General features: G+C 67.1%; 14 protein-coding genes and 1 pseudogene. 12 read left to right on the top strand and 3 right to left on the bottom strand.

The window, feature by feature from the left end; genetic code table 11:
- Positions 1–111 precede the first annotated feature (111 nt).
- From ACIBMZ_RS20740 to ACIBMZ_RS20750, 3 genes and pseudogenes are all read right to left on the bottom strand, one after another.
- Entirely contained in the window at positions 112–603 is a 492-nt protein-coding gene (locus tag ACIBMZ_RS20740; RefSeq protein ID WP_396696260.1) for a prepilin peptidase, read from the bottom strand.
- An 18-nt stretch (positions 604–621) separates the two neighbouring features.
- Positions 622–876: pseudogene (locus ACIBMZ_RS20745) on the bottom strand (prepilin peptidase); the annotation flags it as partial.
- A gap of 39 nt (positions 877–915) precedes the next feature.
- Positions 916–1,263 (bottom strand): hypothetical protein, encoded by a 348-nt coding sequence (locus ACIBMZ_RS20750; protein WP_396696129.1) that lies wholly within the window; start codon positions 1,261–1,263, stop codon positions 916–918.
- Positions 1,264–2,334: 1,071 nt separating this feature from the next.
- Here ACIBMZ_RS20750 and ACIBMZ_RS20755 point away from each other — a divergent pair.
- The 12 genes from ACIBMZ_RS20755 to ACIBMZ_RS20810 are packed head-to-tail and all read left to right on the top strand — an operon-like array spanning position 2,335 to position 13,334.
- Positions 2,335–2,871 (top strand): hypothetical protein, encoded by a 537-nt coding sequence (locus tag ACIBMZ_RS20755; RefSeq protein ID WP_396696131.1) that lies wholly within the window; start codon positions 2,335–2,337, stop codon positions 2,869–2,871.
- Positions 2,865–3,782, top strand: a complete 918-nt coding sequence (locus tag ACIBMZ_RS20760) for a hypothetical protein (protein WP_396696133.1) — start codon at positions 2,865–2,867, stop codon at positions 3,780–3,782. The genes ACIBMZ_RS20755 and ACIBMZ_RS20760 overlap by 7 nt, the downstream gene beginning before the upstream one ends.
- Positions 3,779–4,435 carry a flagellar biosynthesis protein FlgA gene (locus ACIBMZ_RS20765; protein ID WP_396696135.1) on the top strand — a complete coding sequence of 219 codons (657 nt, stop codon included), beginning with the start codon at positions 3,779–3,781 and terminating at the stop codon, positions 4,433–4,435. The genes ACIBMZ_RS20760 and ACIBMZ_RS20765 overlap by 4 nt, the downstream gene beginning before the upstream one ends.
- Positions 4,436–4,437: 2 nt before the next feature.
- Positions 4,438–5,238 (top strand): ParA family protein, encoded by an 801-nt coding sequence (locus ACIBMZ_RS20770; RefSeq protein ID WP_396696262.1) that lies wholly within the window; start codon positions 4,438–4,440, stop codon positions 5,236–5,238.
- A complete protein-coding gene (locus ACIBMZ_RS20775) occupies positions 5,225–6,751 on the top strand; it encodes an ATPase, T2SS/T4P/T4SS family (RefSeq protein ID WP_396696137.1) in 1,527 nt (508 codons plus the stop codon). The genes ACIBMZ_RS20770 and ACIBMZ_RS20775 overlap by 14 nt, the downstream gene beginning before the upstream one ends.
- Positions 6,748–7,644 carry a type II secretion system F family protein gene (locus ACIBMZ_RS20780; protein ID WP_396696139.1) on the top strand — a complete coding sequence of 299 codons (897 nt, stop codon included), beginning with the start codon at positions 6,748–6,750 and terminating at the stop codon, positions 7,642–7,644. Before ACIBMZ_RS20775 ends, ACIBMZ_RS20780 begins: the two co-directional genes overlap by 4 nt.
- Positions 7,542–8,528: a type II secretion system F family protein gene (locus tag ACIBMZ_RS20785; RefSeq protein ID WP_396696141.1), complete on the top strand. Its 987-nt coding sequence runs from the start codon at positions 7,542–7,544 to the stop codon at positions 8,526–8,528. The genes ACIBMZ_RS20780 and ACIBMZ_RS20785 overlap by 103 nt, the downstream gene beginning before the upstream one ends.
- 22 nt (positions 8,529–8,550) lie before the next feature.
- Positions 8,551–8,766, top strand: coding sequence for a hypothetical protein (locus tag ACIBMZ_RS20790; protein WP_396696143.1), 216 nt, complete (start codon positions 8,551–8,553; stop codon positions 8,764–8,766).
- Positions 8,763–9,212, top strand: a complete 450-nt coding sequence (locus ACIBMZ_RS20795) for a TadE/TadG family type IV pilus assembly protein (RefSeq protein WP_396696145.1) — start codon at positions 8,763–8,765, stop codon at positions 9,210–9,212. The genes ACIBMZ_RS20790 and ACIBMZ_RS20795 overlap by 4 nt, the downstream gene beginning before the upstream one ends.
- Positions 9,209–9,643 carry a TadE/TadG family type IV pilus assembly protein gene (locus ACIBMZ_RS20800; protein ID WP_396696147.1) on the top strand — a complete coding sequence of 145 codons (435 nt, stop codon included), beginning with the start codon at positions 9,209–9,211 and terminating at the stop codon, positions 9,641–9,643. The genes ACIBMZ_RS20795 and ACIBMZ_RS20800 overlap by 4 nt, the downstream gene beginning before the upstream one ends.
- Positions 9,640–10,071: a pilus assembly protein TadG-related protein gene (locus tag ACIBMZ_RS20805; protein WP_396696149.1), complete on the top strand. Its 432-nt coding sequence runs from the start codon at positions 9,640–9,642 to the stop codon at positions 10,069–10,071. Before ACIBMZ_RS20800 ends, ACIBMZ_RS20805 begins: the two co-directional genes overlap by 4 nt.
- Positions 10,072–10,073: 2 nt before the next feature.
- Positions 10,074–13,334, top strand: a complete 3,261-nt coding sequence (locus ACIBMZ_RS20810; protein WP_396696151.1) for a peptidoglycan-binding protein — start codon at positions 10,074–10,076, stop codon at positions 13,332–13,334.
- Positions 13,335–13,339 lie beyond the last annotated feature (5 nt).

The raw sequence follows: 13,339 nt of genomic DNA on the forward strand, positions 1-13,339 counted from the left end.
AGACGGCCTACCTCGACGCATCCCGAGTTCGCCGTGATCCGCCGGACGGGACCGATCATCAAGTTCCGCACAGGGCGCTCAGGCAGCTATCGACGCTGCGGGTAGTGCCTGTCACACGGCGTCGAGCAGTCCCCCGTGAAGTGCTACAACCACCATGATCGCGGCTATCACCATGAACGGCCCGTGCGGGATCGCGTCTTTGCGGCCGGCCCGTCCAAGTGCCGTCAGAGCGACAGCCGCGAACCCGGTGAGCAGCAAGGCGAGAAAGAGGGCAGCCGCGACTGCGGGCCAACCCATCCAGCCGATGGATAGTCCGAGCCCGAACGCAAGCTTGGCGTCGCCCAGACCGATGCCGCCCCCGGTTAGCAGCGCCATCAGCAAGTAGAACGCCGCAGCACCTGCACCTGCCGCAACGGATCCGACGAGTCTTTGTGCGTCGTTGGAGATGATCGACTGTGTTCCGAGCGAGACCAGGGTTCCACCAGCGAGCAGCGCGGTCAATCGATCCGGTAGCCGATGAACCGCGCTGTCGATGATGGTCAGCGTGACACCAACCAGCGCTAGCCAGCAGTACGCCAGAAAGAGGACTAGGTCCTCGACCACGGCTGCAAGGGACAGGAGGGAGATGACTGCCCCTGCCTCCACCGTCGCCAAAGGAGGTCCGACCCGTGCCTCGCACATCCGGCATCGGCCAAACCATAACCACGTGTATCCGCGCCACGGGGACCCGCTGCTGGCAATCGGGTGCTTGCAACGCGGACACTCCGTACTGCGAGGCGGCCCACTAGACACCGAGTAGCGGAACGCCACTACTCGAATGAACGGACTGGCAGCGATCGCCAGTACTACGGCGAGCAGAGCGGTCAGCAGGCTCATGCGGGTGTCGACCGTTGCTGACCGCCGTCGCAATGGGGATCAGGAGGTCGTGCCATCATCTGGGGCCTCGTCGCCTTGTTCGTCCGAGTGGTCGCGGTGCAGTGCCCGACCCAGCGCCCGGATCGTCGTCAGTCGATCACGTCCCATCCTTGTGAGGCACAGCAAGCGATGCCCATCCGCGAAGGTTTCTCGCGCTAGACCGCTGTCCACCAGCCTGCGCACCGTGCGAGTGAGCTCGCCGTCGCCGATTCGGTTGCCGGTCCACTCGGCGAGTGCACTACCCAGCTCGCCATATCGCATCGGACGCTCTCCGAGGCAGGCGACGGCCCCGATAACGTGTTGATATTGCAGAATGTCCCGAATTTCCAGCAGGTCTCCGAATTCCACCCCGTCCCCCGTGACGTGCGGTCGCTCTCGCCATCGAGTGTCGTCTACCCGACAGCGCAAGGCACTAGTTTGCCTGTCGTGGTGACCTTGCTGTCAAGGGTGAATGTGAAGGAAGGCGTTGGCTGCTTTCAGGGCAACTCCACCTAAATAGGCCGATCGATGACCTATCCGATTGCTGCCCGTTCCGGCGTGCGCTCGGTCGGGCCCTCGGGTCCGCTGAGGTCGATGATGCGCTCTACTAGCGTGCAGACCTCGGCACCTCTCCGAGTCAGCGTGAGTGGTGGCGGCTCCCCGCTCGGAGCCGGAGCCGTCACTCCGGTCACTGTGCCGAGAGTCGCCAACGTGGCGACCGCATCGTCGATTGCATCGCCGTAGGGGCGCAGCTCTGGGCACTCTCGGGGGTGGCGGCCGTCTCGAATGGCGAACAGAACCTCAACGGCGTGCGGGGTGCCGAAGAAGTCAATCACGGATTGTAGTTCGCTGCGGTTCTCGGGCATCCCTGTCTGACTCCCCGTGCGCGCCGACCACATTCGTCGCCGTCGTTCATTGATGCGTGCTGGCCACAGTGTGACGGTGGCGAGGGGACGGTACAAGAGGGAAGTTTGCTCGCTGTCGCGGGCTCGGGTGGGTGGGCAGGACATGCACTTTTAGTGAGGGTTCGGCCGCGTGCGGTCAGAGTTCGCACAGGGGTGTCTTCCGGTGTGCCACCGGTTGCCCTGCACCTTCGCTGTTGGCGTGGGCATGGCTCCTCGCTGAGCCTTCTTCTAGGTACGTACCTAGAGGTGCGTTCATCACGGAACGTACTGCGAACTGCGTCCTTAACCGTGCGTAGCGGAATCCATTACGGATGGGCTAGACCTTTGAGTGCGTCCTACCGCGGGGGAGGTGGCAGGGGATGCCCGATCGTTCAGTGCTCATGCTCGCGTTACCGGACGACTCGAATGCGGCTGCGGGCCTGTGGCCGTTCGCAGTCACCGACGAAGCTGGAGCGGGGACATCATCCCCACCAGTTGGGCCGCCTCGGTGCGGCCTTGCGTCGAGGGAGGCATCCAGATGATGAGGCGAATCAAGGTGACCAACTCGATCGTGGCCTTGCTTGGAGCCACGCTGTGCCTGCTGGCGGGTTGTGTGCCGGGGTCGGGTGCCGGGCCGGACATTACGCCCACCGCCGACGCACGTGCGACGGCGTCACCTAGCACTAACCCGCTTGAAGTGTCGGCCCGTCGCGACGTTCTTGCTGCCTACAACGGCTACTTGGAGGCATATGTCAAGGCGTCTGCAACGGCTGACTACCGGACGACAGAGCTGGCGAAATTCGTTGGCGAGCCGCTGCTCGGCCAACTGCTCAACAGCTTGCACAGCATGTCGCGCAGCGGCGTGCGCAACGAGGGGCGTCCGACGTGGAGCCCGAGTGTGACCGAGTTGCGCCTCGACGCTAACGAGGCGGTGATCCAGGACTGCTTCGACTCGACGGGCTGGGTCGTGGTCGGCGGGAAGGCGCGGCCGACCACGCAGGCGGAGAAGTACCCGGTGGTCGTCAAAGTCAAGCGAGTCAACGGTAAGTGGTTTGTGTACGAGTCAATAGCCCAGCGGAGTTCTACGTGCTGAAGCGAATCCTACGAGACGGTGCAGCGTCAGTCGTCGTCACCATCGTGATGCTTGGGCTTCCGGTCGCGGCAGCCCGCGCGGACTACTGGGTCTGTCCTCCGGTCGGACCGTGTTTCGTCGTTGTGGAGACACCCGGGGAAGAAGGCGGCGGGGCGCCGCCAGGCGGGGGCGGTGGCACCGGCACGCAGGAGTGCACCTCCGGCGGGATCGTGGTGCCATGCTGGCAAGCCGGTTGGGGATACCTGAACCCAGCCGACGGCTGTTACTACATCCTCGAATCGCCGCAGCCACCTGCCGATGATCCGGTTTGGGAAGGACGTGAGCCAGGCGAGGGTGCGGTGTACCGGCAACGGTGCTTCGGCAGCACGATCGGTGACCTCGTGTGGCGGGCAGACCCGCCGCCGGGCACGCCGGGAAGCCTCAGCCCGGCAGAACTGGCGGCGAGAGCTGTCAGGGAACTGCCGATGCAGGGGCCGCAGATCGGCATCAGCCCGAGCGAGTCCGGGGCCGGGTTGGTGGGCCTTCCGGTGTGGCTCTGGACTGCGGTCACACCGCAGACGTGGGGTCCGATCACGGCGACGGCCTCGGTTCCCGGCCTGTCCGTCACCGCACGCGGGCAGGCCACGAAGATCACCTGGGACCTCGGCGATGGACAGATCATCGTCTGCGACAACCCCGGCACCCGGTACGACAAGGCCAAACACGGTGCGTCTCGATCACCGACGTGCGGATACGACGGTTACTCCCGCTCCAGCCGCGCCCAGCCTGACGGCCGGTACGCGGTCGTTGCCACGACGACGTGGCAGGTCGACTGGTGGGTGGCCGGCGGCGGGGTGACGGGAGCCGAAACCGTGACCCGCGAGTCCACAACTTCCATTCGTATCGACGAGCTTCAGGTGGTGACGGGGTGACGGCGACGGACGATGTGGCGAACTTGACCACGGCAACCATTCCGCAGCCGAGGGTGGTTCGCGTGCGTAGCTTGCGCCGGGGACGGCTTGGCGTAGCGATCGCCCTCATGGCGGTCTGTGCACTTGGCGCGGTGTCGTTGTTCGGCTACGTCAGTAGGACCCAGCCATTCCTTGCGGTCGCCAGGGATGTGCCTGTCGGAGCCCAGGTCACCGCTGCCGACCTGATCACCGTGCATCTCAACCCGGATCCCGGGCTCGCCGGGGTGCCCAGCGGGCGGACCGAGGCCGTCATCGGCAAGTACGCCTCAGTGGCGTTGCTGTCGGGCACGTTGCTCAACGCAGGTGCTCTGGTCGACAAGCCGTTTCCCGCCCCGGGTGAGCAGGTCGTCGGGGTATCCCTCAAGGCCGGGCAGATGCCGTCGGCGCCATTGAGGCCGGGGGCGAGCGTGTTGTTGGTCTCCACCGACGAGGCTGCTCGGGAGCGGCCCACCGCTGCGGCACCGACGATCCGGGCCACGGTGGTGCATGTGATCGCAGGGACACGCGATGGCACGGCGACGGTGTCGGTTGCGGTGCGGGAGAACGACGGACCGGTTGTTGCCCGGCTAGCCGCACAGGGCCGGTTGGTGCTGGCCCTAACCTCGGGGAATTGACGATGACTGTCATCTGCCTCGCCAGCGCTAAGGGGTCACCTGGCGTGACCACGGCGAGTTTGGCCTTCGCGTTGACGTGGTCCCGGTTAGTGGTGCTTGCCGAGTGTGATCCTGCCGGTGGTGACATCGCGGCTGGCTATCTGCGGCATCTGGAGTTGGACGGTAGTCGCGGTCTGATGCAGCTCGTTGTGGCCGAGTTGCGGGGGCAAGCCAGTGAGCAGTTCTGGTCTCAACTGGTCGACCTTGATCCGCCGGGTGCGCAGCGTCTGCTCCTGCCTGGAATAGCGACTCCTGCGCAGGCCGCGAGCCTCGATCCCAACTGGTTTGGCCTCGCGGGCTTCTTCAGATCGTTGGAACACCATGATCCCGGGTTCGACGTCCTCGTCGATTGCGGCCGGTTGGTCGCTCCGCATGCCCCGTGGCCGCTGTTGAGCCGCGCAGACCTTGTTCTGCTGGTGGTGAAGCCGACGCTGTCGTCCCTCTTGCCGGCGCGCGCCGCGGTGCAGACGCTGCTCGCTGGAAACAGCCCCGGCAACGACGGGCAGATCGGGCTGGTGGTGGTCGGTGGCGGCGACTACGACGATGGCGCCGTGTCCCGGCATCTTGGCGTTCCGGTGATCGCTCACCTGCCCCAGGACAACCGATCCGCCCGCGTTCTCGCACATGGAGGTACGGTCCGGACTCGACGGCCGATGCTTCGCGCGGCGGCGGCAGCGGAAGGCAAGGTCGCGAGAGCCGTCACCGCCCGCCGTCATCGCCTTCGTGGCCCTGGTATCCAGGGGGCAATCCATGTCGACGTTTGAGCATCCCCGTTGGCGCGACCCGCTAAATGGGGCCATGTCCCCAGGGGATCGCAGCGTCGGGCCAGCGCCGAACGGCCAGGGCGCCGCATTGGTTGCGTCGCCCCGTCCTGCGGTACCTGTTCCACCGGCCGTCGAACCCGACTACGCCATCATCCGGTCGCTTCAAAACTCTGTGAGCGACGAGCTTTCGCGCATGTTGGCTGGCCGTGAGTACGTCAGCCCATCGGAGCGGGAGGCAGAGGGACGACAGATCGCGTCCCGGCGTGTCAGCCAGTACGTCGACCAGCGACGGATGAGTGGCACCCCGCTCAGCGGCGACTACGAGCGGCGGCTGCTCGATGGTGTACTGGCTGCGCTGCTGGGGCTCGGCCGGCTCGATCGGCTTCTTCGTGAACCGTTCGACACCATCACCATTCTTGGGTGCGACGGCGTGCGGGTCGAGCGTCCGGACGGGCGCGTCGATATCGAGGCCCCTGTCGCGGATAGCGACGAAGAGTTCGTGCTGTTGCTTCAGGCACTGGCACGCCGGGCCGGCGGCACCGAGCGCGCGCTCACGAAGGACAAGCCGACGCTCAGTATGGAGATGCCCGGCGGTCAGCGGCTGGCTGCGACGTACCTGGTGACACAGCGGCCGGTAGCGGTCATCCGAAACCACCAGATCCTCGAAGTGACCCTCGACGAACTGGTCACTTTCGACCAGGTTGACCCGAACAAGAGTGCCATGATCGATCCGCTGCTGCGGGACTTCCTCCGCTCGGCGATGAAAGCCGGTCTCAACATCATGGTCGCGGGCGTTCCGGGCAGCGGCAAGACCTCACTCCTACGGGCATTGGCGAGCGAGATCCCCGCTGACGAGTGGATGATCGTCATGGAGGAGGCGCGGGAGCTGGGTCTGCACAAGACCGGCCGCCACCCGTGGGCGGTCTCGATGGAAACCCGCGAGGGCCACGGCGAACGCGGGCCTGACGGCCGACCAACCGGGGAGATCACCCTCGAAGACCTGATTCCGATCGGGCTACAGCTCAACGCCCGGCGGATCATCGTCGGTGAAGTACGGTCCCGCGAGATTGTCGCCATGCTCCAGGCGATGGGCACCACCAACGGCTCCCTGTGCACCATCCACGCCCGTGAGCCCGGTCTGGTCTTTGACCGTGTGGTGGAGCTGGCCCTCAGCCACCGGGACGAACGCTCCGACCGGCGCGCGTACCTCCAGGTCGCCAACGCGCTCGACCTGGTCGTCTACGTCACCCTCGTTGACGAAAGCGCGATCGGCGGCCGTAAGCACCGCTTCGTGTCCCACGTGATCGAAGTCGGCGGCCTGGTCGAGGACGGACGGCCCCGTACTACACAGATCTTCGGACCGGGGCCGGACGGTCGAGGAGTGCCGATGCACCAGCCGGACCGGCTCAAGCAGCATTTCCTCCTCGCCGGCTACGACCCGGTCGTCCTCACCGCGCACCGCGGGCGAGGTGCCTGGCCGCGCCCGCTTCCTCGACTCGGGGTACGGGCGTGAACCCGACCCTCATCGCCGCGCTACTGGGCGCGGGCCTCGTCGGCAGCCTCGCGCTCGGGATCAGCGCCATCTTCTCAGTCGGCGAGCAGGACCGCCCGCCGTCCCGGTGGACGGTACGGGCACGCTGGATCTGGTTCGGATCGGGCGCCACTCTCCGCGCGCAGCGCCGCCACCAAGCCTGGGTGCTCGGCTCGCTCGCCGCCGGCATCCTCGCTTGGATCATCAGTGGGATACCGGTAGCGGCGCCACTCGTGGCGGTAGCCGTGCCGGGTGTGCCCTGGCTGCTATCCGCCGGCCGGGAGGAGCAACGCACGATCAATCGGGCGGAGGCGGTGGAGGCATGGACCCGCCGCCTCCGGGACGTGGAGGACTCTGGCGTTGGTCTTCAAGAGGCCATTGTGGATACGGCGCAGACTGTCCCCGCTGCCATCGCCGCCGATGTGCAGTTGCTCGCCGCGCGCATTCAGGCCGGTTGGGATGCGGAGGCGGCGCTGTACGAGTTCGCCGAGGCCCTCCAGGATCCGATCAGTGACCAGGTCGTCGTGGCTCTCGCGCTGCACCTCAGCGACCGGGGCGCCAAGCTCGCCGACGCGCTGACCGGTATCGCTGAAGCTGCGGCCGATGAGGTGGCGATGCGCCGCGAAACGTCCGCCAAACGCTCGCGGGCACGGTTCCAGATCCGTTTTCTCACCATCGGATCGGTACTGCTGGTTGGGTTTGGCCTTGCCAGCGGCCAGTACACCGCCCCGTACACCGAAACCCGCGGCCAAGTCGTGCTCGCCATCCTCGCATGCTGCTTCATCGCCTGCCTGTGGTGGGCGCGGACGCTGAGCCTGCCGCCAGCCGAGGAGCGTTTCCTCTCCACGAACGCAAGCACCAGGAGCCTGCTGTGACACCCACCTGGATCGGCATCTCCGCTGTGCTCGGTGCGGGTTTCGGCTTCGCGATCTTCCTCGCCGTCCACGAACTCCGCCCAGCCAGTCCCGCACTCGGCCCAGCCCTCGCCCGGCTGCAACCGCCAACCGACGTGGCCGCGATCCCGGCTGGCCGGTCGAAGGCGATCAGCGACCTGGCGGTCCGCATGCAGCGCATCATTCCCGCCACCGATCTGCGGCTGCTGGGCCGAAGCCCCGAGGAGTTCGTCACCAGCCTCATCGTCGCGGGACTACTCGGTCTCGCCGTGCCGTCGGTCATGGTCGGCCTTCTGGCGCTGACGGGACGTGGCGTCGGCACCCCCATACCGGTCGTCGCCGTGGTCGGCTTCGCCGCGCTGCTCATTCTGATCGTCTACCGCGACGTCCGCCACAAGGCCGTCATCGCAAGGCGCGAGTGCCGCCGCGCCGTGTGCACCTTCATCGACCTCGTCGCCTTGCAACGTGCGGCAGGTCGAGGCACCGAGGAGTCCCTCACCAGAGCGGCGAGCAAGGGCAACGGCTGGGTGTTCGCGCGGATCCGGCAAACACTGCTGCGGGCTGAACTGTCGGTGTCCGCGCCCTGGGACGGCCTCAAGAACCTCGGAACCGACCTCGGAGTACCGGAACTGGGCGACCTCGGCGACATCATGCAGGCCGCAGGCGTCACCGGCGCCCAGGTGTACCGGACGCTGCGAGCCCGCGCCACCTCACTACGCGCCCAGATACGAACCGACGAACTGGCCCGCGCCGAGCTGCGCACTTCGCAACTGGAGATTCCCGGCGCTCTGCTGCTGGTCGTACTGATGCTGCTAGCCCTGTATCCCTTCGCGGCCCGGCTGCTCGTCGCGCCCGCCGCCAACTGACCACGATCAGGAGGATCTTGAGATGGATGACAACAAGCCCCCCGGCTGGGCCGCGTATGCCCTGCGGCTACTCACCGCGCTGCGCCGCGATGACCGGGGCGAAGTCGTGCCGACGGCAATCATCTACGCGATCGCCGCAGTGATCGCGGTCGCACTGCTGACCGCCGCATCGGACTATGTACTCGGGTGGGTCGGGCTCTGGCCGGATGCCGCCGCCCCGGCCGCACCCGCACCATGACGAGCGCCCGCGTCAGGCGCCTCGGCGGCCGGCGGCTGCACTCGCGTAGACGCCTGACGGGCGATCGAGGATCCACCAACATCGAGATGGCGATCCTGTTTCCGGTCTTCGTGATGCTGATCCTCCTCGGCGTGCAACTCGCGATGATCTTCTACGGACGGACGGTGGCGCTGGCCGCCGCCCAGCAGGGGGCCGCCGCAGAGGCGGCCTACGGCGCACCCGACGGAGCCGGCCGGACGCAGGCAAGCACGTACCTGACCCGCATGGGCGACGTGCTCAACGACTGGGAGATCACGGTCACTCCTGTCGCCGAGGGATCGCCCGAGCCCACCGCAGTGCGCGTCACTGTCACCGGTACCACTCTCGGTTGGCTCGGCATGCGGTTCCAGATCAGCCAGACCGCCTACAGCCCGATCGAGCAATTCACCACGGAAGACGATTCGTGAGACAAAAGACAGAGAGACAACGTGGCTCAGTAACTATCGAGCTGGCCATCCTGGCACCCAGCCTGCTCCTGGTTGCCGCCTTCGCCATGCTTGTCGGCCGCATCTCCCTGGCAAACGCCGCGCTCGACGCAGCGACCTACTCCGCAGCACGAGCTGCGTCGCTCGCCCGCGACGCGCCCACCGCACAGAGCCGCGCCGAATCCTCGATCCACACCACGCTCGACGCACAGGACATCCACTGCCTCAACCTGCTCGTCATCGTCGACACCAGCCAATTCACCCGCGACGTCGGCGAACCAGCCAGTGTGACCGTCACGGTCGAATGCCGCGTCGACCTGGCCGCCGGTGCGATGCCGGGTATGCCGACCTCGCGGTGGATCACCGCCGTCTACAGCTCGCCCCTTGATCTCTTCCGAAGCAGAACCGGATGAACCGACACGCTGCAAACCCCCTGGCCAGCCGCGATGCCGGCCGGATCGGGCTGTTCTACGCCATCGTCCTGCCGGGCCTTATCGCCATGATCGGCCTGGCGGGAGACGGTGCCGGGTACGTCCGCACCACCCAGCGGGCGAACAACATCGCCGCCGAGGCCGCACGGGCAGGCGGACAGGCGATCATGCTCCCCGAGGCAATCGACGGCGAGACCAAGGCGGTCGACGCGACCACAGCCATAGAGGCCGTCGCGGACTACCTCACCACCGCGGGCGTCAGCGACTGGCAGGCCACCATTGACGACGACGGCCAACAGCTCACCGTCACCGTCACGGTGCAGTACGACCCGCTCTTGGTCGACGTTCTGCCCGGCGTCACCACGATCCCCGCACACGCAACCGTTACCGCAACCCTGCTGGTGGGATGACTATGGCCAAACCGGCTCGCCGCAACAGCGCACGCCCACGCCGCCCGCGCGCCGTCGGCCTCACCACCCGCATCACCGCCCAGCTGGGCATCCTGGTCGCGCTCGGAGGAATTCCCTACGCCCTGTACGCCCTGGCCGGGAATCCTCTGCCCGATCACCTGCCGTCTTGGTCCCAACTCGGCGAACTGCTCACCACCCGCGACGACGGCAGTCTGCTACTCACCGCGATCACCTGGGCCGGCTGGATTGGCTGGGCATCCTTCGCCCTACCACTACTCGTGGAGATCATCTGCCACATCTTCCGCTGGCGACCCCCGCAACTCCTCGGCCTCGCCTGGCAACAGCGTCGCGCAGCCGCGCTCGTTGCCGCAGCCCTCTCCATCGGCGCCGCGCCAGCCGTGGCCAGCGCCAACGCGATCACGATGCCGTCCACGCCCCCAGGCATCACCGCCACGCATACCCCCACGACTGCCACCCTGGCATCCCTACACACGACGCTGGCGACCACTCCTGACAGCGAGAAGACCGCCACGACGAGGGCGCCGACCTATGAGGTGAAACGCGGGGACTGGCTCTACCACGTCGCCGAACGATTCCTTGGCGACGGAAACCGCTACACCGAAATCGCCACACTCAACCCTGCCTTCAAGAAGGCAGACCCTCGCTTCCCCGACCACATCGTGGCCGGGCAGGTGCTGAACCTACCGCCCGATGCCAACGACAGTGGACCTCGACGCCACGCCACCGGACAACTGCGCACGCCCCCCACACCGCCATCGGCCGACAAGGCCCCCCGCAGCGCTCCGCCACAACAGCCCGCCCAGATCACACCCACCAACCCGGCGCCACCAACGACAGCGCCGGACCCGGCGGCGACGGCCAGCGCCGCGCCGACACCCGAGGCATCCGCCCCGTTATCACCGACGCGCACCGAGCCGTCAGCGCCGACCCCCGACCCCACCCCAGCAGTCGATGACGAGCCAGTCGACAACGCCGAAGAAAGAGACTTCGACGTCGCGCTCCCCATCACCGCGGCACTCGCCTCCGCCGGCCTGCTTGCCGCGCTTCTGCTTGCCCGTCTGACGCACCATCGTCGACGTCAACGCCAGCATCGCCGCCCCGGCCGGCGAATCCCTACGCCCAATCCCACCGTCGAACGACGTGTCCGTAACGTGGCTCAGCCGGTCGACGTCGACCGGCTCGACCACGCTCTACGCACACTGGCCAGCGGCCTCCGCGATCGCGACCCTGACGACCTGCCTGACCTCGCTGCGGCCTGGCTTTCCGCAGGCGAGATCCACCTCATGCTCGCCCAGGCCAACGCCTCCGCGCCCCTACCCTTCCAAGCCAACAGCTCCGCGATGGACTGGATGCTGCCGGCCGCCGCCGCCCTCCCCAATGTGGAAGACACCTTGGCACCGCTGCCGGCCCTCGTCACTGTGGCATCCCGACCCGGCGGCGACCATCTCCTCCTCGACCTTGAACGCACCGGTCTGCTCACGATCAGCGGCGAGCCCGAACGCAGCGGGGACCTGATCCGATACATCGCAGCCGAATTGGCCACCAACCAATGGAGCGACGACGCCGAAGTGGTGCTCGCGGGCTTCGACTCCGATGACGTCGACCACCTCATCGCCATCGGCGGAAACCGGATCACCGCAGCCACTTCAACCGCCAGTGCGATCGACCGCGCCCGACGCCGTGCCGCCGCCAACGCCAAGGCAATGACCGACACCGGAATCACGACCACCTTCGCCGGACGGGTCGGAGACATCGTCGCAGACGCCTGGATGCCGCACGTCCTCCTCATCGCAGACACCACGAACGCTGAAGAACAACTGACAGTGCTCGCGGACGAACTCCGCCTGGCCGGCAGATGCGCGGTCGCTGTCGCCGCCGTCACCGAAACCCCAACCACGTGGCACGTCGACATCAGCGCAGACGGCAGTCTGGCCATCGACTGGCTCAGCATCACCAACACCACCGCGACCCGACTGCCCCGCGACCAACTCGCCCTTCTCGCACCTGTCATGCGCGCCGCCCGTGCTGCCGCTCCCACCGACGACCAGCCGGGCGACGAACCCGTTCCAGCCGCAACCGATCCGGACCCCTGGGCCGAGGTCACCGACGCACACGGGCACCTCCTCGACGCCGACAGCGCACCGGATGACGTCGAGGACAACGAACCGGCCGATCCCGACCACCGGGCGGTACACGAGAGCCCGACCGGCGCGGACTCGACAGCGAACCAACACGCACAAGAAGGGCGACCGGCCGTGCCCGAACCCGACCGCAGCACCCCGGCACCCACCCAAGCCGGCACCACCGCGACGCAACCAGTCGACATCGCTGCTCTCACACCGATCACCAACGGAGCGACCGCCCGCACCGCACCCGCAGTCTCAAACCGGTCCCGGGAACCCCATGATCCAACACTCGATGAGGACCTCGACGCCTGGTATCGACCGGACCCGGACCGGCCACGCATCGCCATTCTTGGCCCCGTCGATGTCCAAGCGCCCGGAGAGATGCCCGACGAACGCATCCGCTTCTACTCCGAGATGGTCGTCTACCTAGCGCAACGAGGAAGAGCAGGAGCGACCGGCGAGCAGATCGACGACGCCCTCTGGCCAGAACGTGGCGTCAACGCCCGAAGCCGCCGCGTCGCCATCAGCAAGGTGCGCCGCTGGCTCGGGGAGACCGTTGAGGGCACCCACTGGCTGCCCCCTAACGCCGGGGCAGACCGGCTCTACCGCCTCACACCCGGCGTACTCCTCGACTGGCAACTGTTCCGCCGCCTCCGGGCCCGGGGCGAAGCCAGGGGAGCAGCGGGCATCGCAGACCTGCGCCAAGCACTCGAACTCGTTCGAGGCGAACCGCTCGCCGGCGCGGAACTTCCCTATTCGTCCGGCTACCGCAATCCCTACACCTGGCTGCCCGGCAGCGAGGTCCAACCACACAATCTCGCCTCCGCTGTCGTGGACACCGCCCACCAACTCGTAAATCTCTGCCTTGCCGATGGCGACACCACCAGCGCCAGGTGGGCCGTAGAGCGGGCCTGGCTCGCGGACCCTGCCCGCCTCGATGACCACCCCTGGATCGACGCCATGCGAGTAGCGCACGCCGACGGCCGTGCCGCCGAACTCCGTGCCCTCCTAGACGACCTCGTACGCGCTCGTGAAGCGGAAATTCCCGAAGACCTATCGCCGGATACATACCGAGCCATCCACGGGTTGGTCGGCAACCTTCTGAAGATCGGCTGACGGGA

Origin of the sequence: Micromonospora sp. NPDC049900, assembly GCF_044461025.1 — a bacterium.
Classification (GTDB): Bacteria; Actinomycetota; Actinomycetes; order Mycobacteriales; family Micromonosporaceae; genus Micromonospora.

Bases quoted from the DNA above. Each gene is read 5' to 3' on its own strand.
- ACIBMZ_RS20795 (WP_396696145.1), top strand. From the start codon at position 8,763: ATGACGAGCGCCCGCGTCAGGCGCCTCGGCGGCCGGCGGCTGCACTCG.
- ACIBMZ_RS20775 (WP_396696137.1), top strand. From the start codon at position 5,225: ATGTCGACGTTTGAGCATCCCCGTTGGCGCGACCCGCTAAATGGGGCC.
- ACIBMZ_RS20785 (WP_396696141.1), top strand. From the start codon at position 7,542: ATGCTGCTTCATCGCCTGCCTGTGGTGGGCGCGGACGCTGAGCCTGCC.
- ACIBMZ_RS20770 (WP_396696262.1), top strand. From the start codon at position 4,438: ATGACTGTCATCTGCCTCGCCAGCGCTAAGGGGTCACCTGGCGTGACC.
- ACIBMZ_RS20805 (WP_396696149.1), top strand. From the start codon at position 9,640: ATGAACCGACACGCTGCAAACCCCCTGGCCAGCCGCGATGCCGGCCGG.
- ACIBMZ_RS20790 (WP_396696143.1), top strand. From the start codon at position 8,551: ATGGATGACAACAAGCCCCCCGGCTGGGCCGCGTATGCCCTGCGGCTA.
- ACIBMZ_RS20810 (WP_396696151.1), top strand. From the start codon at position 10,074: ATGGCCAAACCGGCTCGCCGCAACAGCGCACGCCCACGCCGCCCGCGC.